Here is a 23,386-nt window from a genome sequence, read left to right on the forward strand (position 1 = left end):
TTAATAGATTAAATTACTCCTAAAACTAGAAGCAGGTAAGCCTTCCTTATTGTATAGATTGGCGCTATCAGGGCTGTCTGCCCAAGCATACCGAACGGCAATGGGCTTAGTTACTGAATCGCTCCACACGAAAACCTGATTGTTTACGATTTTGGCATTAGCAGCTACAAATTTATTTCCATCATCCGATAATTCAAAGGTGTGTAATTGAGTGCCTTTACACATTAAGCCATTTCCAAAATGATCAAATGTGACCAAAACTCGATTCTTTTGAATTGAAACGGATTTAAATAATGGTCCAGAGGAGATTATTTTCTCATGATACGCAACATTTCTTGCTGCCAATGCCAAACGTTTACCTACATCTAATTTATTTTTAGGGTGGATGTCGTTTCTTTCGCCAATATCGTGAATAACAACCATAGCCGTATTGGGAACATTTAACGTTTTCATTTGTGCCTCTCTTAGTAAAGCCCAATTGCTAACCGCTGGCTCCGTTGGTGTACTGCAGTAGTTTGCCAACTGGACATATAAAAATGGAAGGCTTGCTTGCTGCCAATCGTTTCGCCACTGGCTAATTAAGGAGGTTAATAATGGATGGTATTCTTCCGGTTTAGAAACATTGCTTTCTCCCTGATACCAAACTATTCCTTTAATGCTAAACTTGCTCAAAGGCTTTATCATAGAATAATAATAAGCGGTTGGACTGTGTAATGATAATCCGTTCCCTTTGGGTAAATATTCTTTTTTAATACCAAATTGATAGCTCCATCCGCTATTTATAGCAATAGATTGATTTGCAAATTTGATTTGATATCCCTCGTTTTGATGTATTAAAATACCTGTAGTTGGACTTATTAGCCGAATTGTGATGGTGTTTTTGCCTTCTTTAAGTATTCCAGGTTCTATGGAATAATTGCGTTCAGTATAGCTGCTGTTAATGGAGCCAATTTTCTGTCCATTTAAATATGTTTCGTCTTCTGTTTGCATAACACCTAGAGAGATTGTAGCCGCTTTACCGACTAGATTTTTAGGTATTTCAACACTCGTTTTAAACCACATAGAACCATATATGGGTGTGTTGAATTTTTCATTCAATTTACTTAGGTCTTGAATTTTTTGCCATCCTGCATTCCTTTGTTCATCTTGGGAAAACCATTTTTCAATAACTCCTTTGTCTTCATTTCTGATAGAAGAATACCAGTTTTCCGATTTTAAGGTATGTTCTTTTAAAATTTGGGTAACCAATGCAGTGTCTTTATATTTTTGCGCCAGTTTATAATACTCAGGAAAAGGCTTTAAGGATTCACTATCTACCCAAGATTGTATGGGAGTACCACCAACACTTGAATTGATAATCCCAATGGGAATTTTATATTTTTCATATAAATCCTTCGCAAAAAAATAGGCGACAGCAGAGAAGTTTAAGACAGTTTCCGGCTTTGCAGTTACCCAACCTTTTTCGCTACTAACATTGAGTAAAGGATTGAAAGCCATATCTCTTTTAACCGTAAACTGCCTAATGAAGGGGTAATTACTTTGTTTAATTTCCGCCGGATAATTTTCTCTAATATTCGATCGGTTCATAACCGCTTCCATATTCGACTGACCCGCGCACAACCAAACATCACCAATGAGTAAATCTTCCAGGGTAATGGTATTAATGTGCATGATGTAAGGACCACCTGCTTTCTGTGCATCGATTATAACACTCCAATACTGATTTCGATCAGCTTTTGTTTTATACGTTTTGTTTTTGAAAGTTAAATGAATCTGTTCACCAGCTTCGGCCCATCCCCAAACAGTAATCTTTTTATCGCGTTGTAAAACCATTCCATTTCCGATTAACGCTGGTAACTTAACACTGGCTTTTGTGAAGCTGGCAAATAGGATAATCAGGAACGTTAACTGTATTCGTTTCATCATGTTCTTTTATTAAACTGCTCTTTAACGCATTAAACGTAATCAATGGATTTAAAGAGACTAAATTACAAATAGGTCTCTATCAAATATACTGAAAAACATATAAGTTACCGTACACGAAACGATATTTTTAAAAATTTAGATGATTTTTATGCTGTGTTTAAGCTATTTTATTTTTTGAAAAACAATCAAAAATGAGTGAACGTTATGTTAAAAGCTGGATTAAAAATTTAATTAATCTTGCTAAAGAAACTATCCTTATCGCCTGTACAGTATTGCTGTTTTATGATAATTAATTGGTCAACACAACATAGGATCGATTGTGTAAATGGCTTAACGGCTGTAGTAATGCTTATCGGTTTAGGTGAATTAGTTGCAGGTATTCGATCGCTTAATTTCGCTCGTGTTCTTGCCGGAGCTGTAACTTTATTGGGCGATACCAGTGCGTATTTATCTATAAATACCGCATTTAGAAATTACATCATTGAGAAATACCCCAATGATCATGAAAAAATTCTAACAATAATGTTCCTTGGGGGCGCTGTCCTAAGTTTAGGAGGTACTTCTGTTATAAGTTCTGGTATTCTAAAAACATATTCGGCAACAGAGGCGGCAGAATTTATAGGAATTGGTCAAGCGGTGTTAGAAGATGCAGATGCTTTAAGTAAGTTGACCACTAACGAGAGAAAAATACTTGAGAATGGCATTGTAACATTTGAAAATGGCTTATATCGCATTCGTTATAGTGTCGAAGACGGTAAAGTTGTAAAAAGAGCTAAAGGTATATATAAGTTATATCACAGATCACAAATAAGAGCCAAAATTGTAGCTTTGGAGGAGATTGATAAATTTAATGCTCTCGAAGTTTTTCCCAATTTGTCTAAGAATCTAATTGAATTTTTAGAGCTACACCCTGAAATTATAGATATATGGAAAAATCTAGATGACATTGGAAAAAGACTATTATCGGAAGAAGAAAACTTTTAGGCATTTTGTAAATCAATTGAGGCGAGACCTTTGTTGAAGTCAGAAAATTATAGCGCTGTTGCTCAGATTCATAATAAGCCGATAACTGAGGCTATGGTAATTCAAGGGAAATCCTATGTTGTACAGGCCGGGTCATCAGAATATGAATTAGCAGAGTTCATTATTCCTGAAATTAAAAAAGCGATTCTAATTGCAAATCGAACGGATGATGTCCAAATTATTGCTAATAAATTGGGTATAAACCAAGATATCATTGAATTTGTTAAAAATCATTATTTTAAAAATGAACATTTTATGCTAAATGGAGATTCTTTCCAAATTGGTCGATTTGAGAGATTGTATGGTGATAGCGAAGAATGGCTTTTATTTGTAGATAAACCAATATCAGATATCAGTGAAATCGAAGTGAAAAGATTTAAATGGTTGTTAGCTCATGAATATATAGAAGGAAAATTGATGGAAAAGGGTATGAGTTTTAGAAGTCTAAATAATAGTGATAATCATTTTATTTATGATAATGGGGCGCATTGGCAAAGTGTTCAAATGGATATGAATAATAAAATGTTCTACGATGGCTTAAATAGACTTCCTCAGGCTATCCCTCCTATACCAAACAATAATTTGGATAATTTAGACGAAATTGTTGATTTTTTAATTGATTTTAATAAACTATAAGTATGAAATATATAATGATTTTTGAAAAAAAACTAAATGAATTGAAATTAAATATACCTTATGAAGTAAGGGTAGAAAATACAGGTGGAATACTGTTGTTTAAGGACTATTTATTTAAAATGAACATGTGGTATAACCGATTAGGTATAAGTGAAAGATTTAATGCTCTTTACTATAGGGATGAATTTCATAATTTAATCAACTTGGTTAAACCAGAGCTTTTAGATGAGATTGTATCATTTGAAGATTTTAAATTGAATTATACAAATGGTCTTAATGTGGATTTGACAATTAAGAGTCTCGACTTAATAATTGTTTATTCTTTTTTATGTTGGGAGATTTTTAAAGAATTTCCTGAACTTGATCAGTACAGTGATATGCCTAATCCTTATGAATCTTCTATTAATATTTTGTTAAGAGGTAATCATATAAGGAGAGGAGAAATGGCTACCATTGAAATTGATAGCAGAATAACCATTAGAAAGCAATTTGATTTTAATCTTCCCTCAATCGACAATGATTTTTTAGATTTTATTGATAGTAATTGCTTAAGATCTGGTTCTTATGGAATTCCTAATCAAAATGAAGTAAATAAAATGTGGTTAAATTTCAGGGCTTTGTAGGTTGATTCTAAATCAATCTGTAGTCAATAATCTATAAAAAATATAATAATAAAACCATCTAGTTGATTATCTAACAATGGTTTTTTTTCAACTATTAAAGCCCCCAAAAAGGGGGCTTCCTAGAAATCTATTGCCCAAAAACTCTCAAAAAAACACGCTCAAAAAAAACTAAATTAACATGTCTGCTACTCAAATTTTGACCAAAAGGTATTATCCCGCCTTATCCGAAGTGATTACAGTGGATGATTTGCCCGAGTTTCTGCATTTTGCCGAAGACGGTTTAAACACCCTGTTGGATAAAATACACTATAAAAATTTACAATACTCAAAAAGCCAACGAGGTGATTCGGCCTTTTACAGTTTAGATATTGTAAGCAAAAACATTGGCTTAAATTTACCATTGGGCTTGCGTTTAGTGCTTAATCCCGATGAAAACGGTGATTCGGATATTTCGTCTTTCCCGGTTTCAATACAATATCAATACGAGCTCCTGTCTGTTTTACGCTCGTTTAACACGCAAACCTTTTCCTTTACGCCCAAAGCTTTTTTTGAGCTGGGCTTGCAGATTTTTAAACTGACGGAAGGAAAGTAAATTATTCAAAGTTTCTGGTGTAGCGAGCAGCTTATCGGTTCAAAGGTGTGAGGAATGTCAAATTCCTTCTATTCAGATTATCTAAAATTTATGTATAGGATTAATCCCCAACTTTTTTGCTTGATCCCAACTTTTCGGATCAAGCGGAAAAGTTGGGGGGAATAGAATAATTTCTTTTTTTTGTAGTCAATACTAATTACAAATTTCCTTGAAACAAGCCGAACAAACCCTTATCAGTTTTTTATTACCAGAAGGTATTCTGGATTATTTCGAACTACTCAAAGTAGAGAAAGAGTTAAAAGAATTCCATATCTATCTGGAAGAGAAGAATATTGCACCTTTGGGCTATCAAATAGCCGAACTTGAATCAAAAGGATTTCTTCCAGAAGTTGGCATTCAGGATTTTCCCATCCGTGGGCAAAAAGTTTGCTTACGCATCAAAAGGCGTAGATGGACAGTAAAAAAGACTGGTGATATTATTAGCAGAGATTGGGATCTAGTAAGAAAAGGGGCTCGAATGACTACGGAATTCGGTCTTTTTTTAAAAGGAATATTTGGATAATCATCCTATTAGCTGTTATCATTTAGGTCATTATTTCCAAATTGATGGTAAACAGCTTCAGGAGCAGTATAAGGAACACATTAGTGATTATGGAAGCTGGGATCAAAAGACGCATGCCGATGATTGGATGCTTTTTACAAAGAATGTGAGTTCCAGGCTCAGTATTGATGAAACAGCTTTATCCAATGGAGAACTTTATACTGTTGTAACCAATAAAGAGGCTAAAGGCAGGAAAGGCGCTATTGTAGCCATGATTAAAGGAACAGTTGCCCAAGACATTATCACGGTATTGACAAAGATTCCTGAGCGATTAAGAAAACGCGTACAGGAAGTAACCATGGATATGGCCGCTAACATGCAATTGGCCATAAAACGATGCTTTATAAATGCGCATCGCGTAATTGACCGTTTTCATGTTCAAAAATTAGCCTATGATGCTGTTCAGGAAGTCAGGATAAAGTATCGTTGGGAGGCTATTGATGCAGAAAATGAGGCTATTGCCAAGGCAAAGAAGGACAATACTGCTTATCAACCAGAGGTATTAGCCAATGGAGATACATTAAAGCAATTGCTCGCACGCAGCAGATATCTTTTATTTAAGCATCCTTCAAAATGGACTACAAATCAGAAACTTAGAGCAGACCTACTTTTCGAAAGGTACCCCAAATTAAAGAAGGCGTATGCTATAGCCCAAAAATTGGGAGATATATTCAGACTGTGTAAAAGTAAAGAGCAGGCTTTTAAAAGATTGGCAATATGGTATAATGAGGTTGAAGCTTGTGAAATTGATTCTTTTAGAACTGTTGCAAGGTCAATTCAATCGCATTACCTATATATCCTAAACTTCTTTATTAACAGAGCCACGAATGCTTCTGCAGAATCTTTCAATGCAAAGATCAAAGCTTTTAGAGCAACCTCAAGAGGCGTTAGGGATATTAAGTTTTTCTTATTTAGACTATCGAAAATTTATGCCTAAAAAATACTCCCCCCCAACTTTTCCGCTTGATCCAACTTTTCCCGCTTGATCCCAACTTTTGTACATGATCCGATTAAATAACTATTTTGGTATGGTTTAGAAACAAAAAAAGCCTGCAATCGTGCGATTTGCAGGCTTTTGAAAGGTTTTAAGATCTTTTCAGCGGAAAGCGAGGGATTCGAACCCCCGGACCTGTTACAGTCAACAGTTTTCAAGACTGCCGCATTCGACCACTCTGCCAGCTTTCCATGGGCAAAAGTACAAATCCCATTGATTTCTGCAAACTCAAAAATGCTTTTTTTAACCTGAAATTTGTAATTGCTTAACATTGAGGAAGAAAAAATCACTTCTTCTCAAGCTTTTCTTCTATAGGAGCAGTTTTCTTGAATAAGTTAAAGGTCGGTCGGATAATTTTAACGCTTCTTTTGCTTACATCAACACTCGCATTGAGTTCAAAACCGAGTAATAAAATCAACGAATTGAGGTATAGCCAAATCATCACCACAATTAAAGTCCCAATAGAACCGTACACTTTGTTGTAAGAACCAAAGTGGTTAATGTAGTAGGAGAATCCCCAAAAGGTAAGAAAGGCCAAAATGGTAGCAAGCCATGAACCGGCACTAAATAAGTGCCATTTTTTAGCATTTGCAGGCCCGTAACGATATAAAATAGAAATGGTGATAAAATACAACATACCAAGCAAGGCCCATCGCGTAAATTGAATAACGTAAATGTAAAAGCCATCTTTAATGTTTAACTGATGTTTAAGGTGGCTCAGTAACAACTCACCAAAAGTCATGGCGCCAATACAAATAATGATGGACAGGCAAATAACCATTGTTAATATAAAAGCGATATAACGCTGTTTTAGCCAGCTCCGCGTCTCAATAATAAGCGACGACTTGTTAAAGGCTTTCATGAGGTTTTTAACGCCATTGGTGGCAAAAAAAATAGCCGAAAGAAAACCAAAAGAAAGTAAACCGCTATTTTGATTTTTAACGATATCAAATAGGGTCGATTCTACGGCACTATATGCATTGTTGGGTAAAATAAGTCGGATAAGTTGTAGCAATTGATCCTGAAAACCAGAAATTGGAATAAAGGGGATTAAGGTAAATAAAAAGATAATCCCTGGAAAAATCGCCAGCATAAAGCTATAGGCCAATGATGATGCCTTGTTAATCAGTGTGTCTTTTGAAATTTCTTTAAAAAAGAACGTGGCAACGGTATAAAGGGGGAGTGGACTAAATCCTGGCAGTACGCAGTTTTTACTCCATTCAATAAAATTATAATAGATTTTAAGATGTAATAATCGCCTATGTAGCCACTCCATGGTTCTATTTGAAATATTGTTTTACACCCTCCATAAAATTTACAGGAGGATGGCAAGGTCTTCGGGTTTGTTTGTCTACAAAAACCAATGTTGTACTGCCAATGTTAATGAGCACATTTGCTTCGTTGTAAATTTCGTATTCAACTTTCAAACGTACCGAAGGCAATTCTTTAACAATTGATTTAATGGTTAAAATTTCATTATAAAAAGCAGGCTTTAAATATTTAGCCTGCAGTTCTAAAATGGGTAACATCACACCGTCAGCTTCCATTGAAGCATAAGTTATGCCAGAACAAGCTTCAAAACATTCTGTTCGCGCAATTTCGTAATATTGAGCATAATTTCCATGATATACGACTCCCATTTGGTCGGTTTCAGCGTAGCGGACTTTTACTTGCGTTTCGTGAATGAACATCTTACTTGAATATATTGCGTTTGTTTAATGCTTCGCGGTATTTTTTGGCGTTAATTTCATGTTGTTCTACTGTAGCTGCAAAATTGTGGTAACCCGAAAAATCTTCTTTCGCACACATGTAGATGTAGTTGTTTTTATCGCGATTTAATACCGCGTCAATGGCTTTAATGCTCGGCATCATAATAGGACCCGGGGGCAAACCCACGTATTTATAGGTGTTGTAAGGCGATTGTACTTGTAATAATTTGTTTGTGACACGCTTAACCGTAAAATCGTCGTTCGCAAAAATTACCGTAGGGTCTGCTTGTAATAGCTGACCTCGGTTCAAACGATTTAAATATAAGCCGGCAATAATGGGCATTTCTTTATCATATAAGGCCTCTGCATCTACTATAGAAGCCAAGGTGTAAACTTGTTGTGGGGTTAAATTTAAAGCGGCAGCTTTTTGTTTACGTTCGGTGGTCCAAAATTTTTCAAACTCCCCATGCATGCGCTCAAAGAAATCAAGTGGCTTTACATTCCAATAAACCTCGTATGTGTTAGGAATGAACATGGTGTAAATATTATCGGTGTTAAAGCCATATTTTTGAATCAATTCCGCTGAATCAATTACCTGTAAAAAGCTTAATGAATCAGCCTCTAAATTATTGGCCAAGTAGCCAACAAAGTTTTCTTTTTTACGGATATTGTGGAACTTCAATTTTACCGATTCCTGATTGCCCGATTTAATCATGTTGATTAAAGTACGGTTGGTCATCCCGCTTCTAAGTAAATACCTACCCGGTTTTAAATTAGAACTTAAATTCATCTTTTTTGCAGCCGTTTCAAAAGCTGAAACGCTTTTAAGAATGTTTTTCTGTTTTAAATTTTCAACCAAAGCAGTATAATCACTACCGGTTTTAATATATAAATATTTTTGATTTTCAGTAATGTTTGGAGAAAAGTATACCTTGTAAAAATTGAGGGCAAAATAAACGCCTACAAAAATTACAACGAAGCTAAGTGCAATAATAATTTTCTTTCCTGTACTTGCAGGTGTTTTGGGTGCTTCAGTCATGCTAAAGGTGATATTAAAGTTTATTAGATAAAGTAATATTTACGCGGGTGCCAATGGATACTTTCGTTAAAGAATCGGTGGTCATTGGATCTTGTTTGGTAATCACGGCGTTTGCACTATCGGTAATGGTGCCTTCATAGATGATTTCACCGAGTGATAAATTAGATCCTTTTAAGCTAAATCTAGCCTCGTCAACGGTTAAACCCAATAACTGCGGAATTTCAACCTCTTCACTACCACGGCCATCGCCCAGAACTAAATCAATTCTTGAACCAACAGGGATAATTTGCCCGGTACGAATGGGTTGTCCGCCAAAAGAAGCCGCCAGTACCACATCTTTACTCACATCCGGTTTATACGTGGTATCACCAATTTTTAAACGCGAACTTTCAATAATGGCTTGCGCCTCACGCAAAGACTTGAATTCGATATCCGGAAACTTGGTGTTGGGCGTTTTTCCAGCGTTAACAGTTAAATAAATGGTTCTATTGTCTTTTACAAATGTATTAGGATCAGGGTCTTGATCAATCACAATACCCGGAGGTTTGTCCATAATAAAAACCGAATCTACTTCGTATTTTAAACCAGCTTCCTCTAATTTGGCAACCGCCTGTTCAAAGCTGAGGCCTTTTACCGTGGGGACAAATAGGCCCTCCCCGTGTTTAGTATAATAGCGCAAACTAAAAAAAGCAATAAGCAAGATAGAAATAACAGTAAAAACGGCAGCTAAGATGTTGTTTCTGAAAGATTTGGTTTTTAAATAATCTATAAATTTAGACATGAATGAGGTGCTTGTTTTTGTATAAAGTTTAAAATCAAATGTAACAATTTTTACCGATTGAATTTGCCAATTTTGAGCGTAAAACCACGGCATGTAAATACGTATAAATACGAACAAATAGCTTCAATTATTGTTTAAATCAACTAAAATAGATTCTTTTCTTGCAGCGCAGATAAAATCAATTATTTAAACGATCGAAAGCTAAATATTGGCAAAGATATTTATATTTTTGAGCAAATATTTACATCAACTATTAGAATAATTAATCCTTTAGAAATGAAGAAAACGATTGCCCTGCTAACTGGCGGTACCACAGGCGAATGGGTGGTTTCGGTAAAAAGTGCCGCAACCATTGCGCAAAATATCGATACCACTTTATATGATGTATATAAAATAATGGTGAACGATAAGGGATGGTTCTATGAGCCGGCAGATTCCGTTAAAATTGAAATAGATAAAAACGATTTTTCTTTAACCCTTGAGGGACGCAAGATTGTATTTGATGGTGTATTCATCGTTATTCATGGTTCTCCGGGCGAGGATGGGAAATTACAAGGCTATTTCGATATGCTCAATATTCCGTATACCACTTGCGATTCGCTAACGTCGGCTATTACCATGAACAAAGGCTACACAAAAGCAGTGGTTCAAGGTATTGATAATTTGAATGTGGCTAAATCTGTTCAATTATTTAAAGGAGGAAATTATAATTTAAGCACCATAAAGGCAGATTTGAAATTACCTTATTTTGTAAAACCCAATAACGGTGGAAGCAGCATTGGCATGACCAAAGTGAAACATGCCGATGATTTGGAAGAAGCTGTAGAACGTGCATTTAAAGAAGATTCGCAAGTTTTGATTGAAGAATTTGTGAGTGGGAGGGAATTTTCAATAGGTGTTTTCGGAGCAGAAGGCAAAATTATTGTATTACCTACCACGGAAGTGATTCCTGCGAATGAATTTTTCGATTTTGAAGCAAAATATACACCAGGTGCAACAGAAGAGATTACGCCTGGAAACATGAGCGAGGAGGAAGTGGAACGTGTTCATCAGGTAGTAACGGATGTATATAAAAAATTAAATTGCCGTGGAGTTGTGCGCATCGATTATTTCCTCGAACACGAAACGGGTAAATTTTATTTCATCGAAATCAATACGATTCCAGGGCAAACCGCTACGAGCTTTATTCCGCAGCAAGTGGCCGCCATGGGCCTTAGCCTTAAAGAGTTTTATGCACGCTTGATGAAAGAAACGCTCGGATAATTTTCTTTGAGTAGGAGATATGAATATCCAAGATTTGTTGGCAAGAGGGTTTAATGTCCGGAAATATCCGAAAGATAGTCAGGTGTATGAACCGGGTATGCAGCCACGCTTTGTTTATTTTATCAAATCGGGAGAAATCCGAATGGTTACTGTGAATGAGGATGGAAAAGAATTTATTCAAGGCATCTTTAAAACAGGACAATACTTCGGAGAACCAGCAGTCCTTGTCGATAAACCGTATTTAGCATATACGATTGCCAGTAAAGATTCTGAAATAATTGCGGTTAGCAAGGCTGAGTTTTTTGAGATGCTACAAGCCGATTTTGATTTTAGCATGCGTTTAATTCAGAATTTGAGTAATCGCTTGTTTTATAAATCGATGATGCTGGAAGAACTGGCCAACGAAAAGGCTGAACATCGTTTGTTAACCATGATTCAGTATTTGTTGGCAGAAAAAAAGAATGGGGAATATTTAACCCAAACACGCCAAAATTTAGCCGATATGACAGGTTTACGCGTAGAAACCGTGATAAGAGAAGTGAAAGCTTTAGCAGCTAAAAAGAAGATAAACTTAAAAGCGGGGAAAATTTACAAGTAGCTAAATTCAGTCGTTTTTATTTTTATGATACAGGTCATGTTTTTCACTAAAATTAAACCGTAATTTTGCAGTATTATTTAGAAAGATGGCCGAATTATCAAAATTTCAAGCGGTTGTACAATGTAAATGCCCTCGTTGCCGCAAAGGGGATATTTTTACCGGAAAAGCGTATTCGCTTAAGTTGCAGAAAACGAATATTTTGTGTCCGCATTGCGGATTAAAATTCGAGCGCGAACCGGGATATTTCTATGTGGCCATGTACGTGGCCTATGCCATGTGTGTGGCAGAGATTATAACCTTAGGAGTTGGAGCTTATATTTTAGGATTACCTATTGAATACGAGAGTTTATGGTATTTCATCGGAGGGATTTTTGCCGGAATAGTATTATTTGCTCCCTTTAATTACCGCTATTCGCGTGTTATTTTATTGCATTGGTTAACACCCGGATTGAATTATTCGCCTGATGCAGATGCACTAAATCCCTAACTTTTTCTCACCTTTGTCTGATGAGTATTTTAGATTGGATAAAGCAACCCTGGCCTTGGTATGTGGCAGGACCACTTATAGGTTTAATTGTTCCCTTCTTATTGCTGTTTGGGAATAAATCTTTTGGAATTTCCGCTAATTTACGTCACATCTGTGCCGCTTGTTTTCCTGCAAATATTCCCTTTTTTCAATACGATTGGAAGAAAGAAAGTTGGAATCTTTTTTTTGTGCTTGGGATATTTTTAGGAGGGGCATTTTGCGCGCTTTTCATCGCGAACCCGAATGAAATTGTAGTGAACCCTAAGTTGGTCAATGAATTGGCAGCTTATGGAATTCATGATTATAAAAACCTAGTACCCACCGACCTTTTTACCTGGCGAAATTTGCTCAGCCTAAAGGGTTTTATCTTGATGGTCGTTGGTGGTTTTTTGGTAGGCTTTGGTACGCGTTATGCAGGAGGATGTACCAGTGGTCACGCCATAATGGGCATTTCTACCTTACAATGGCCTTCTGTAATTGCAACACTATGCTTCATGGTCGGTGGCTTTTTAACCGCTAATTTTATTTTGCCTTTAATTTTAAACTTGTAATGAAAATACTGGATAATGCAAAATATGCAGCGCTTGGAATACTCTTCGGAATTGTATTTGTAAAAGCCGAAATTATCAGTTGGTTTCGAATTCAGGAAATGTTTCGTTTTCAGTCTTTTCACATGTTTGGCGTAATTGGAAGTGCTATTTTTGTTGCCCTCATTTCCGTGTTGATCATCAAGAAATTTAATATAAAAACATTTGATGGCGAAACGATTATCATCCCAACTAAGAAATTCAATAAAGGTCAAATATTTGGGGGCTTAATTTTTGGGATGGGCTGGGCTATAACAGGCGCCTGTCCGGGACCGCTTTTCGCTCAGCTAGGAACAGGAGTTACGGTAATTGCCATCACAATTTTGAGCGCGATAGCCGGTACTTGGGTTTTTGGTAAGTTTAAAAAGAACTGATTTTTATCCCAAATTAAACAATAGAATCAACCTATTGCTCTGCTTTGTACTTGCTCATCTGACCTCAGAACACTCCGATAATTTTCATAGGGGACGTAGCGATTTATTTTCATTATTTTTAGCTATCAAAAGTAAATATCCTGTCGGCAAGAGGTAAAGAACACCGAAAATTAAATATGGGAGATGCTATAGCAATTTTTTAAGCCTTTATGCGCTTGTTAAAACCTTAAGCAAGCTTCTTATTTTGTTAACAGAACTAAGCTCATATTGATATTCATCCTCAATACTCCCCATTTTACTGGAAGCATTTCTAAATTCCATTTTACTGGCAACAAATTCTTTTGCTGATGCATGAAAATCACTTGCACCCGTTAGTTCTTTTAGTTTTTTGATATTTTCAGCATTGATTCCCGCACCGGGCATGATGGTAATTCTACCCCTTGCATGTTCCACCAATTTCCGTAGTGTGGCTGCGCCTTCCAAGGCAGAAGCAGCAGCGCCAGAAGATAGTACGCGCGTGATATTTAAATCAATCAAATCTTCCAAGGCTTTTTCCAGATTGTTGGTCATATCGAAAGCGCGATGAAAAGAAACTGGCATTGGTTTAGCCAGTTCTACCAATGCTGCGCAACGTTCTTTATCGATGCATCCATCAGCTTTTAAAATACCAATTACTACACCATCGCACTGTAAGGCTTTACAAATTTTGATGTCTTCTTTCATCAATTCAAATTCAACATCTGAATATAAAAAGTCGCCACCACGGGGCCGGATGATAGGCCAAATCTCGATTTGGAGATTCTTTTTTGCCAAGGCAATTTGTGCATAGCTTGGTGTGGTACCACCTTCGGCTAAATTATCACAAAGTTCTACACGATTGGCGCCACCATTTTGAGCTGCTAAAGCAGATTCGTATCCGTTTGCACAAATCTCCAACATGTTTTGCATTTCTTTCTTTTGTTGCAATTAAACGGTATAATAACTTTTGCCTTTAATGAGGAGGTCTTGCTTTTCTTCGTTGCAAACAGCATAACTAAAGCCTTTTTGAATGGCGTAAGCACCGTATTCACCTTTTTTATTGATCGCTAGAAAGCCAACCTGAATTTTCTTTGCAGTTTCAGGTTTTCTTTTAATGATCCGCATAACAGCTTCTTTACAAGCATCTTCTGGGGAATACCCCTGACGCATCAATTCCACTACCAAAAAAGAACCCACATTGCGCACAACTTCTTCACCAACACCGGTAGAGGTAGCGCCCCCAACTTCATTATCCACATATAAACCTGCACCAATGATGGGACTGTCGCCGATACGGCCATGCAACTTATAAGCCATTCCGCTGGTTGTACAGGCGCCTGAAATATCGCCATTGGCATCAATTGCAAGCATACCTATCGTATCGTGGTTATATTGATTTCCGGGAAGCTTCGTTGGAGCGGCTTTTTCGTATAATTTGTTTTCAATATTGATAACAGGTTGGTATTCTGCTTTTACAAGCCAGTTTTTCCACGCTTTTTCGCTGGCAGGCGTAAGAAGATTTACTTTTTCAAAGCCTTGTTCAAGCGCAAATTGTAAGGCACCATCGCCGGCAAGCATCACATGTGGTGTTTTTTCCATTACTTTGCGTGCGACTGAAATCGGGTGTAAAATATGCTCCAACGCTAAAACGGCTCCACAATTACCTTTTTCATCCATGATACAGGCATCTAAGGTCACACGTCCATCGCGGTCGGGTAGGCCACCATAACCTACCGATTGATTTTTTTCATCCGCCTCAGGTACCCAAACACCCTGCTCTACAGCGTCTAGTGCTTTTCCACCTTTAGAAAGGACTTTCCATGCATCCGCATTTGCTGCGATACCAAAATCCCATGTAGAAATCACAATAGGGAATTTCTTTGCTGCAGATTCCGGAGTTTGTGGAAGTATTTTGGCTACGCTTTTTTTATCGAGTGCCAACATGCCAGCTGAAAGGGCAGAGGCTTTTATGAATTTACGTCGGTTAAACATGGTTGTTTTTGCGGTTTGGTTAATCGTTTTACTTTTGTTCTAAACAACGCTAAGGTAAAGTTTTTCCTTAGGTGTTTAAAGTAAAATCGTCAGCATCCTTTAAAAAAGGAAATTGTCTCCTGGTTTTAACTAATTCTTCGTAATTGATGCTAAATGTATATAAATCTTCGTCCTCTGGTTTGTAATAAACGGTCGCTCCATTTGGGGTAATGCACATAGAATGTCCACTATGATACACTTGATTTCCATCGTGTCCAACGCGATTAACAGCAATCACATAACTTAAATTTTCAATAGCTCTGGCTGGAATTAATGCTTTCCAGTGCGAAGAACGTTTGTCGGGCCAGCTTGCAATTAAAAGTAAAATGTCGTACTCCTCGTTCACATTGCGCAACCATACCGGAAAACGTAAATCGTAGCAAATTGCGAGTCTAATTTTCCATCCTTTAAGTTCTACAATTAATTTATCCTTACCCGCAGTAAAGTTTTTGTCTTCTTCGCCTAGGCCAAATAAATGGTGTTTGTCGTAATGTTGATATTCTCCCGAAGGTTCCATCCAAATAAGGCGATTATAATAGTTATTATCCTCTTTGATGATTAAACTACCAGTAACAATACAATTGTATTTTGTGGCCATTTGATGCATCCACTGCGTGGTATATCCGCCCATTTCTTCAGCCATGTTCACAGAATTCATGGTGAAGCCTGAATTAAACATTTCTGGAAGCACGATGATATCCGTTTTTTCGCGCACACCCATCGATAAGCGCAGAGCAAGATTATTCAGGTTCTTTTCAATGTTTTCCCAAAAAAGATAAGCTTGAAATACGGTAACTTTCAAGTTTTCAATTTGGTGATACGTGGGTTCGTTGGTCATTTGGTTAGGGAATTTTTTTAAATGGTTTTTAATTTTTCGGCAGCTAATCTTAATGTTTCATCTGCTTTGGCAAAACAAAAACGAATGATGTGATGATCAGCGGGTTTTTGATAAAAAGCAGAAACAGGAATAGCCGCCACGCCATATTCTTTGATCAAACGGGTACAAAAATCCTTATCCTTTTCTGTACTAATATTTTGATAACTAACGCATTGGAAATAAGACCCTTTGCAAGGTAAGAAATTAAAACGGCTACCCGTCATTAATTTGCTAAATAAATCGCGCTTTTCTTGAAAGAAAGAAGCTAGATTTAAATAATTGTTCGCGTTTTCTAAATAGGGAGCTATTGCTTTTTGCATTGAACTATTAACGCTGAAAACATTAAATTGGTGTACCTTTCTAAATTCTTTGGTTAAAATAGGGGCTGCAACGCAGTAACCCAATTTCCAGCCGGTGGTATGTAAGAGTTTCCCAAACGATGCTACGACAAAACTACGTTCCGCTAATTCAGGATACCTTAAAACACTTCGATGTATTTCCCCATCATAAATAAGGTGCTCATATACTTCATCACTTAAAATAAGAATATCAGTTCCAGCGGTGATTTTACACAACATTTTCATATCATCGTCGCTTAAAATACTGCCCGTTGGATTATGAGGTGTATTTAAAACAATCATTTTGGTATGTGCAGTAATCAGTTTCTTCATCACATCCCAATCTATTTCATAGTTTGGAGGCACCGCATCGTAGGTTTTAACCAAACCACCTAAGAGTTTGATGGTAGGTGCATAACTATCATAAGCCGGTTCAATGACAACAACTTCATCTCCGGGCTGAATAACCGCTGCCATAGCCGTAAAAATAGCTTGGGTAGCCCCCGCAGTAATTGTTATTTGTGTATCTGGTTGTATGCTAACTTTGTGAAGTTTTTCAATTTTAGCAGCAATAGCTTCCTTTAATGAGCTATCACCTTCCATGGGGGCGTATTGGTTGTAGCCGTCTATCATGGCACGATTAACGAGTTCAATAAGTTCAGGGTCTGCTGGATAATCTGGAAATCCTTGCGATAAGTTAATCGCATGGTAATCCTGCGCAAGTTTAGACATCACCGAGAAAATGGTGGTACCAACATGGGGTAATTTCGATTGTATATTTATCATGAGTAGACGAAAATAAGAAAATCCCCAGAAATAGGAAGTATAGCCAAAAGGGATTGTACTGTCGGATGTTGTCTTCCAATCAACTGGTTCGTTGTTTATGCTGTAATATTTTTAAAATGTTTCGCTGTAATTTATAATTATTCCAAATAATAGACTTAATTTGCGGGTAAAATCAATAATTACTTCTATGAAAATAACGCATTTTATTGCGCTGGCTTTACTAATCGTGTTGGGGTCAGCTTTTGTAATCCCTAAAAAGACAAAGAGAACATTTGTGTCTAATTACGAACATGTTTTAGGCACATCATTAGAACTTAAAATAGCTGCTCAAAATCAGCCTGATGCAACGCAGGCAGAGCGTAGTGTTTTACAAGAAATTGACCGATTGGATAATGTTTTGAGCACCTATAAAGCGGATAGTGAATTTAATTTATGGATGAAAAGCGGTAAGCAAACCACCAAAATTTCGGCAGATTTATTTGAAGTGTTACATCAGTTTGAAATATATAAAACTTTGACAAATGGGGCATTAGACCCATCATTTGAAGTAATTTCTCAGGTATGGAAAATGGCTGCAATGGCGGATAAGTTGCCTTCCACACAAGCCTTGGCGCAGGCTGTTTCTCGCGTACAGCATCCACATTATATTTTAGATGCTGAGCAGCAAACGGTAACGCGTTTAGATGATGCTCCTTTGGCTTTGAACTCATTTGCAAAAAGTTATATCATCAACAAAGCCGCTGATAAAGCTTTGAAAACGAGTGGTGTTGAAAGTGTGGTTGTAAATATTGGTGGAGATATCGTTGTTAAAGGAACTCAAAATGAGTCGATTGAAATAGCCAATCCAAAAGCAGATGCAGAAAATGCGGATGCTTTAACCACCGTAAATGTGTTGAATAAGGCTGTTGCTACCAGTGGAAACTACCGTCGTGGATTTACAGTAAATGGAAAATGGTATTCGCACATTATTGATCCCCGTACGGGAAATCCAGTTTCTGAAATTATCAGTGCTACTGTAATAGCTGCTGATGCCAGCGAAGCAGGTGCTTTGGCAACTTCCTTTAATGTCTTAAACATTGCAGAGATTGAAAAAATAGCTGAAAAACGCGCAGATATAGCCTATTTATTGGTTTTGAAAGATGGTAAAATCATTAAAAGCAACAACTGGAATACCTATGAATTGCCTAAAAAAGCTTTTGTAGAAAAACCCCTGCTTCATGCAGATAAATTATGGAATACGAAATACGAATTGATTGTCAATCTTGAAATTGCGCAAATTGCTTCAAGTACTGGACAACGGGTGCGTCGTCCTTTTGTAGCTGTTTGGGTTGAAAATGGAGCGAAAGAACCCATTCGAAATTTAGCTATTTGGTACAACAAACCGCGCTGGCTACCTGATTTGAAATCGTGGACACGTACCAATGGTGATGAATTTAAAAAAGGAGCAGAAGGTAAATTGAGTTCAACCAGTAGTGCTACGCGCGGACCGGGTAAATATAGCTTGGTTTGGGATGGTAAGGACGATGCCGGAAACTTGGTAAAAGCAGGAGAATATACCGTTTTTATAGAAGTGGCACGCGAACACGGTACCTACCAAATTATTTCACAAAAAATGAAATTTACTGGAACGGCGAAAAAAGTAGAATTAAAAGCGAATACAGAACTTGCATCCGCATCACTTGATTACAGAAAAATTGGAAGCGAAAAAAAGTAATCCAATAGCCCCGCCGGCAGGATTGGGAAGAAAACAAATAAAAAAGGATGCCGGAAAAAATATAGGTAAAAAGCAACTATCTGGAGCGTCCAGATGGCTGCATATTTATCTTTCCATGATTAGTTTTACTATTTTATTGTTCTTTGCCGTAACTGGTCTTACTTTAAATCACGCCGATTGGTTCACCCAAGGAAAAGAGATAATTGTAAAGGATTCAGGAACTGTCAACGTGAAATGGGTCAATCAGGTTGATACCGCTAAAATTAATAAACTGCAATTGGTAGAGTTTTTTCGCGCGAATAAGGACCTGAAAGGTGCTGTGAGCGATTTTAGAATTGATGATAGCGAATGTAGCATTACCTTTAACGGACCGGGCTATCTGGCAGATGTTTTTATCGAACGAGAGAATGGGAAATATAGCCTAAGTATAACCAAAATGGGAATAGTGGCTGTGCTAAACGATTTGCACAAAGGTCGCGATTCTGGTAAAGCATGGAGTTGGGTTATTGATGTCTCAGCCATTTTCATGACGCTGGTGTCCCTGTCGGGGATTATCCTGATTTGTTTTCTCAAGAAAAAGCGAACAAACGGTTTAATTGTCGCGCTGGTTGGTACTGTAATTTGTTATCTGATTTATAAATATTTGATTCCTTAAACAGGATAAAAATACAGCAAACAGCTATAGCCTTGGTTGGTATACACCACTGGGCTATAGCTTTTTTTGTAGTATATTTCCTTTACAAAGGCTAGTTTTAGAGGTCTTGCGTAGCCAATAACGGTTTTTTGCGAATGTAATAACCGCCTATTAACAAGCAAAGGAGCGCAATAAAGGCAGCTATTGTCATGATTAACGGTGTTGGCGTAACCGAATCTTCGTTGAACAAGCTCACCACTGCAGAGGCTAATGCACCTAAACCCATTTGTAAGGCGCCCATCAAGGCTGAAGCACTCCCCGCATTTTTCTGAAAAGGAGCCAACGCTAGAGCTGAGGCATTGGGGTTGATAATTCCTAAACAGCATAAAAATAAAGCAATAAATCCAATGGTGCTATACAGCGACAAGTAGTTATTGATGGCGAAAACTAAAAACAGAAGGCTGAAAGCACACTGTGCGACCAAGGCATAGTTGATTAATCGCTTGCTGCTGAACCAGCGCAATAGTAGGCTGTTTACCTGGCTAGAGCCTATAAAAGCAACCGATAAAGCCGCGAAAATCCAGCCATAACCTGTTTTGCTGACCGCATAAATTTTCATAAAAACGGTAGGTGATGAGGTTACATACGCAAATAAACCCGAGAAAGTAACCGCAGAAATGAATGCATAGGTGTAAAATTGAGGTACACGCACCACGGTTAGGAAATTTGTAAGAATGGGCTTGGGTTTTAAAGAATAGTTTGAATCGGGTTTATAGCTTTCTGGAAGTTTGAAAAGTACGGCCAAGAGCATCAGTTAGGCCATTATCCCTAAAAAGACAAATACATATTTCCAACCTAAAGCGGCAATCAAATAACCACCTCCGGTTGGTGCCAGCATCGGCGATACAGCAATAACCAACATGAGGGAAGCAAAAACTTTCGGACTTTCCTCTACCGTAAATAAATCGCGCACCATGGCTATCGAGGCTACGGCTGCCGAACAACTGCCGATGGCCTGTACAAAACGCAAAACAATTAATTGATCCACATTGTTAACCGCTAAACAACCAAAAGATGCCAGTATGTACAAGGTTAAACCGAAATACAAAGGTTTCTTGCGGCCATATTTATCCAATAGCGGACCATAAAGTAATTGCCCAAATGAGATGCCAATAAAAAAACTAGATAGCGAAAGGGAAACCGCTGATTCTGTCGTGTGTAAATCCTGGGCGATATCGATAAATCCCGGAAGGTACATATCGATTGAAAATGGCCCCAATGCGGCTAAGGAACCTAATATTAAAATAAGAAAAAAATGTTTTTTTCTGTCCATGCGTTAACTAATTTTCTGATTTGCAAAGATTAGCAGATTAAATAAAATCTGCGACCTTTTCTAGTCGCCAAAGTGTAAAAGTATTTTTTATATTCGTACATAACTTTGCTTTTTTGGCTCGATCCAATTACGATAACGTACCCAATCATGAATAACCTCTATTTATTATGACATTTAAAACGAAAGAAAGCCGTTTGTTGCTGGTGTTGTGTAGTTTTTTTGTAGCCTGTGCTATTTTATCAGAATTTATCGGAGTAAAACTGTTTAGCGTAGAGGCAACTTTGGGGATTAAGCAGTTTGATATTAATCTGTTAGGGGTGCCACATCTGTCGTTTCATATGTCTGCAGGAGTGTTAACCTGGCCCATTATTTTTATTATGACCGATATTATTAATGAATATTTTGGCGTAAAGCAAGTACGTTTTTTATCTATTTTAACTTCTATTTTAATTGCCTTTTCATTTTTCGTGGTATGGGGTGCTATGTATTTGAGTCCTTCTGATTTTTGGGTAAATCAAAAAGTAAATGGTGAAAATTTGAACATGAATAATGCTTTTGCTGGAATTTTTGGCCAAGGTATGTGGATTATCGTAGGCTCTATCACGGCATTTATTATTGGCCAATTAGTCGATGTGTTGGTTTTTCATAAAATAAAACGCATAACGGGCGAGCGAGCGCTTTGGTTGCGTGCCACAGGATCTACATTGATTTCGCAATGCATTGATAGTTTTGTGGTTATTTTTATTGCATTTTATTTAAATCCTCAATATCACTACAGTTGGCAAATGGTTGCAGCAATTGGTTTGGTAAATTATACGTATAAATTTGTTGTAGCCGTTTTAATGACGCCAATTTTATACGTGGTGCATCAACTCATCGATTGGTATTTAGGAACAGAATTATCGAGAAAGCTTGTTCAAATGGCGGTCAGAGGCTAATTTTTAATTCAAATACATTCAGTTTTCTTTTAATTAAGTTTAAGACCGTACTAACCAATGCGGTTTTTTATAATGCAAAAGGCCAGAATCGCTCTGGCCTAGGTGCAAACAACAAAACAAATAAAAATCTGTCTTAATAAAGTCGTATTACAGTGCTGCTACTTCCACTGCATTGGTGCTAATCTTTTCTTCTTTGTAAATTTGTCTTCCAGTATAGGCTACAAAAACATCTTTAGATAAAAGCAGTTCACGGTTTTCGATTAATTTTTCAAGCTTAACGGTTCCGATCACATATTTATATTGGCTTGCAGCATAGCGTTCGCTAATGTTATCAAATTCTAACAGTGTGATAAGTGCTTCATCGGTATAGCGTAAATACACTTCCAATAAAATGTTATCGGTATGGCTTGCACCATTTCCTTGATGGTATTTTTTATACTCGTAACGGTAGTCGTAACGTAAAGCCGCAATATCCGATAACACGGCAGCGCCTGTTGGATGACCACCAGCTCCTTTTCCAAAGAAAAACTGCTTATCGGCAAAAGCCGCCTGAACGGTTACAGCATTGTACTCGTTTTCTACATTAAATAAGAAGTCGTCCTTCGCTACCAATTTTGGCAATACATAGGTAACAATTTGTTTCGTATTAATTTTTCGTGCCGTAGGAACCAATTTAATTTTGAAATTTTTCTCTTTTGCATAGTTAATATCGTGCTGCGAAAGATTTTGAATGCCGATGTTTAAAATCGCATCCGGGTTTACAAATAAACCATAGGCATGGGCAGTTGCAATGGCTAATTTATATTTAGGGTCATACCCACCTACGTCTAAAATAGGGTCAGTTTCAGCGAAACCTAGATCTTGAGCCTCTTTTAATGCAGCCTCGTAACTTTGACCTTCGTTAAAAATTTTCGATAAAATGTAATTCGAAGAACCATTAAAAATACCGCTCAAAGCATGGAAAAGTTCGTTGTCGTAATATTCTTCCAGATTACGGATAATTGGAATACTTCCGCAAACAGCACCTTCGTATAATAAAGAAGTACCGTGTTCTTGTTGTAAGGCTACCAATTCTTCTAAATGGGTAGCAATCATTTTTTTGTTTGCCGAAACTACATGCTTGCCATTTTTTAAGGCTTTCGTTACAATTTCATAAGCGGCATCTGCATCGTTTATTAACTCTACAATTGTGTTAATTTCAGGGTTATCTAAAATTTCATCACGGTTGGTAGTGAATAATTCTTTTTGTAGGGTACGGCTTTTTTTAGGGTCTTTAATAGCAATTTTAACAATTTCAAGGTTTAGGCTTTGACTTTGGATAATATCTAATAATCCTTGTCCAACTACCCCGAAACCAAATAATCCAATCTTTAAGTTCTTACTCATGTTGTATTTTATCGTTTTGCGATATCTTGACTCGTGTCTTGAAATCGCGTATTTTTTAT

At 37.1% G+C, this 23,386-nt stretch carries 24 protein-coding genes, 1 tRNA gene and 1 pseudogene; 14 read left to right on the forward strand and 12 right to left on the reverse strand.

What is annotated here, in order from left to right; all coding sequences use genetic code 11:
• Entirely contained in the window at nucleotides 1–1,926 is a 1,926-nt protein-coding gene (locus ACJVDK_RS03555) for a sialate O-acetylesterase (protein ID WP_443938917.1), read from the reverse strand.
• 345 nt (nucleotides 1,927–2,271) lie between these two features.
• Here ACJVDK_RS03555 and ACJVDK_RS03560 point away from each other — a divergent pair, with 345 nt between their 5' ends.
• The 6 genes from ACJVDK_RS03560 (at nucleotide 2,272) to ACJVDK_RS03585 (ending at nucleotide 6,338) form a co-directional block, all read left to right on the forward strand.
• On the forward strand, nucleotides 2,272–2,910 hold the full coding sequence (locus ACJVDK_RS03560; protein WP_443938918.1) for a hypothetical protein: 639 nt from the start codon (nucleotides 2,272–2,274) through the stop codon (nucleotides 2,908–2,910).
• Between the two features lie 33 nt (nucleotides 2,911–2,943).
• On the forward strand, nucleotides 2,944–3,585 hold the full coding sequence (locus ACJVDK_RS03565; RefSeq protein ID WP_443938919.1) for a hypothetical protein: 642 nt from the start codon (nucleotides 2,944–2,946) through the stop codon (nucleotides 3,583–3,585).
• 2 nt (nucleotides 3,586–3,587) lie between these two features.
• Nucleotides 3,588–4,208 carry a hypothetical protein gene (locus ACJVDK_RS03570; RefSeq protein WP_443938920.1) on the forward strand — a complete coding sequence of 207 codons (621 nt, stop codon included), beginning with the start codon at nucleotides 3,588–3,590 and terminating at the stop codon, nucleotides 4,206–4,208.
• Nucleotides 4,209–4,386: 178 nt separating this feature from the next.
• Nucleotides 4,387–4,800, forward strand: coding sequence for a hypothetical protein (locus ACJVDK_RS03575; protein WP_443938921.1), 414 nt, complete (start codon nucleotides 4,387–4,389; stop codon nucleotides 4,798–4,800).
• 208 nt (nucleotides 4,801–5,008) lie between these two features.
• Nucleotides 5,009–5,362: an ISAon1 family transposase N-terminal region protein gene (locus tag ACJVDK_RS03580; protein WP_443936584.1), complete on the forward strand. Its 354-nt coding sequence runs from the start codon at nucleotides 5,009–5,011 to the stop codon at nucleotides 5,360–5,362.
• The gene (locus ACJVDK_RS03585) at nucleotides 5,355–6,338 is read left to right on the forward strand and encodes an ISAon1 family transposase (protein WP_443936583.1); all 984 of its coding nucleotides are present in this window, start codon (nucleotides 5,355–5,357) and stop codon (nucleotides 6,336–6,338) included. Before ACJVDK_RS03580 ends, ACJVDK_RS03585 begins: the two co-directional genes overlap by 8 nt.
• Before the next feature lie 163 nt (nucleotides 6,339–6,501).
• Here the strand turns inward: ACJVDK_RS03585 and ACJVDK_RS03590 are convergent.
• From ACJVDK_RS03590 to ACJVDK_RS03610, 5 genes are all read right to left on the reverse strand, one after another.
• Nucleotides 6,502–6,586: transfer RNA gene (locus ACJVDK_RS03590), tRNA-Ser, on the reverse strand.
• Between the two features lie 95 nt (nucleotides 6,587–6,681).
• Nucleotides 6,682–7,671: a YihY/virulence factor BrkB family protein gene (locus tag ACJVDK_RS03595; RefSeq protein WP_443938922.1), complete on the reverse strand. Its 990-nt coding sequence runs from the start codon at nucleotides 7,669–7,671 to the stop codon at nucleotides 6,682–6,684.
• Nucleotides 7,672–7,675: 4 nt separating this feature from the next.
• A complete protein-coding gene (locus ACJVDK_RS03600; protein ID WP_443938923.1) occupies nucleotides 7,676–8,086 on the reverse strand; it encodes an acyl-CoA thioesterase in 411 nt (136 codons plus the stop codon).
• 1 nt (nucleotide 8,087) lies between these two features.
• Nucleotides 8,088–9,143 (reverse strand): endolytic transglycosylase MltG, encoded by a 1,056-nt coding sequence (gene mltG, locus ACJVDK_RS03605; protein ID WP_443938924.1) that lies wholly within the window; start codon nucleotides 9,141–9,143, stop codon nucleotides 8,088–8,090.
• A 13-nt stretch (nucleotides 9,144–9,156) separates the two neighbouring features.
• On the reverse strand, nucleotides 9,157–10,017 hold the full coding sequence (locus tag ACJVDK_RS03610) for a PASTA domain-containing protein (RefSeq protein ID WP_443938925.1): 861 nt from the start codon (nucleotides 10,015–10,017) through the stop codon (nucleotides 9,157–9,159).
• A gap of 183 nt (nucleotides 10,018–10,200) precedes the next feature.
• On the opposite strand from ACJVDK_RS03610, the gene ACJVDK_RS03615 reads away from it, so the two are divergent.
• The 5 genes from ACJVDK_RS03615 to ACJVDK_RS03635 all read left to right on the forward strand — a co-directional run bounded on the left by ACJVDK_RS03615 (nucleotide 10,201) and on the right by ACJVDK_RS03635 (nucleotide 13,272).
• Entirely contained in the window at nucleotides 10,201–11,187 is a 987-nt protein-coding gene (locus ACJVDK_RS03615; RefSeq protein WP_443938926.1) for a D-alanine--D-alanine ligase, read from the forward strand.
• A gap of 19 nt (nucleotides 11,188–11,206) precedes the next feature.
• Nucleotides 11,207–11,785, forward strand: coding sequence for a Crp/Fnr family transcriptional regulator (locus tag ACJVDK_RS03620; RefSeq protein WP_443938927.1), 579 nt, complete (start codon nucleotides 11,207–11,209; stop codon nucleotides 11,783–11,785).
• Nucleotides 11,786–11,870: 85 nt separating this feature from the next.
• Nucleotides 11,871–12,272 (forward strand): DUF983 domain-containing protein, encoded by a 402-nt coding sequence (locus ACJVDK_RS03625; protein WP_443938928.1) that lies wholly within the window; start codon nucleotides 11,871–11,873, stop codon nucleotides 12,270–12,272.
• A gap of 20 nt (nucleotides 12,273–12,292) precedes the next feature.
• Nucleotides 12,293–12,862 (forward strand): YeeE/YedE family protein, encoded by a 570-nt coding sequence (locus ACJVDK_RS03630; RefSeq protein ID WP_443938929.1) that lies wholly within the window; start codon nucleotides 12,293–12,295, stop codon nucleotides 12,860–12,862.
• Entirely contained in the window at nucleotides 12,862–13,272 is a 411-nt protein-coding gene (locus ACJVDK_RS03635; RefSeq protein ID WP_443938930.1) for a DUF6691 family protein, read from the forward strand. The genes ACJVDK_RS03630 and ACJVDK_RS03635 overlap by 1 nt, the downstream gene beginning before the upstream one ends.
• A 207-nt stretch (nucleotides 13,273–13,479) precedes the next feature.
• Here the strand turns inward: ACJVDK_RS03635 and ACJVDK_RS03640 are convergent, their stop codons facing one another.
• The 4 genes from ACJVDK_RS03640 to ACJVDK_RS03655 form a co-directional block, all read right to left on the reverse strand.
• Nucleotides 13,480–14,238: a copper homeostasis protein CutC gene (locus ACJVDK_RS03640; protein ID WP_443938931.1), complete on the reverse strand. Its 759-nt coding sequence runs from the start codon at nucleotides 14,236–14,238 to the stop codon at nucleotides 13,480–13,482.
• Nucleotides 14,239–15,282 (reverse strand): N(4)-(beta-N-acetylglucosaminyl)-L-asparaginase, encoded by a 1,044-nt coding sequence (locus tag ACJVDK_RS03645; protein ID WP_443938932.1) that lies wholly within the window; start codon nucleotides 15,280–15,282, stop codon nucleotides 14,239–14,241.
• Between the two features lie 67 nt (nucleotides 15,283–15,349).
• Nucleotides 15,350–16,159, reverse strand: coding sequence for a nitrilase family protein (locus tag ACJVDK_RS03650; protein WP_443938933.1), 810 nt, complete (start codon nucleotides 16,157–16,159; stop codon nucleotides 15,350–15,352).
• 17 nt (nucleotides 16,160–16,176) lie between these two features.
• Nucleotides 16,177–17,322 carry a methionine aminotransferase gene (locus ACJVDK_RS03655; RefSeq protein WP_443938934.1) on the reverse strand — a complete coding sequence of 382 codons (1,146 nt, stop codon included), beginning with the start codon at nucleotides 17,320–17,322 and terminating at the stop codon, nucleotides 16,177–16,179.
• Nucleotides 17,323–17,509: 187 nt separating this feature from the next.
• Between ACJVDK_RS03655 and ACJVDK_RS03660 the strand changes: the two genes are divergently transcribed.
• Entirely contained in the window at nucleotides 17,510–19,036 is a 1,527-nt protein-coding gene (locus ACJVDK_RS03660; protein ID WP_443938935.1) for a DUF2271 domain-containing protein, read from the forward strand.
• Entirely contained in the window at nucleotides 19,002–19,691 is a 690-nt protein-coding gene (locus tag ACJVDK_RS03665; protein ID WP_443938936.1) for a PepSY-associated TM helix domain-containing protein, read from the forward strand. The genes ACJVDK_RS03660 and ACJVDK_RS03665 overlap by 35 nt, the downstream gene beginning before the upstream one ends.
• Before the next feature lie 97 nt (nucleotides 19,692–19,788).
• Here the strand turns inward: ACJVDK_RS03665 and ACJVDK_RS03670 are convergent.
• A pseudogene (locus tag ACJVDK_RS03670) lies at nucleotides 19,789–21,003 on the reverse strand (multidrug effflux MFS transporter).
• Nucleotides 21,004–21,170: 167 nt separating this feature from the next.
• On the opposite strand from ACJVDK_RS03670, the gene ACJVDK_RS03675 reads away from it, so the two are divergent.
• Nucleotides 21,171–21,941, forward strand: coding sequence for a queuosine precursor transporter (locus ACJVDK_RS03675; protein ID WP_443938937.1), 771 nt, complete (start codon nucleotides 21,171–21,173; stop codon nucleotides 21,939–21,941).
• A gap of 147 nt (nucleotides 21,942–22,088) precedes the next feature.
• On the opposite strand, the gene ACJVDK_RS03680 is transcribed toward ACJVDK_RS03675, so the two are convergent.
• Nucleotides 22,089–23,327: a homoserine dehydrogenase gene (locus tag ACJVDK_RS03680; RefSeq protein ID WP_443938938.1), complete on the reverse strand. Its 1,239-nt coding sequence runs from the start codon at nucleotides 23,325–23,327 to the stop codon at nucleotides 22,089–22,091.
• Between the last annotated feature and the right edge of the window lie 59 nt (nucleotides 23,328–23,386).

The organism is Pedobacter paludisoli, from assembly GCF_052344095.1.
Classification (GTDB): domain Bacteria; phylum Bacteroidota; class Bacteroidia; order Sphingobacteriales; family Sphingobacteriaceae; genus Pedobacter.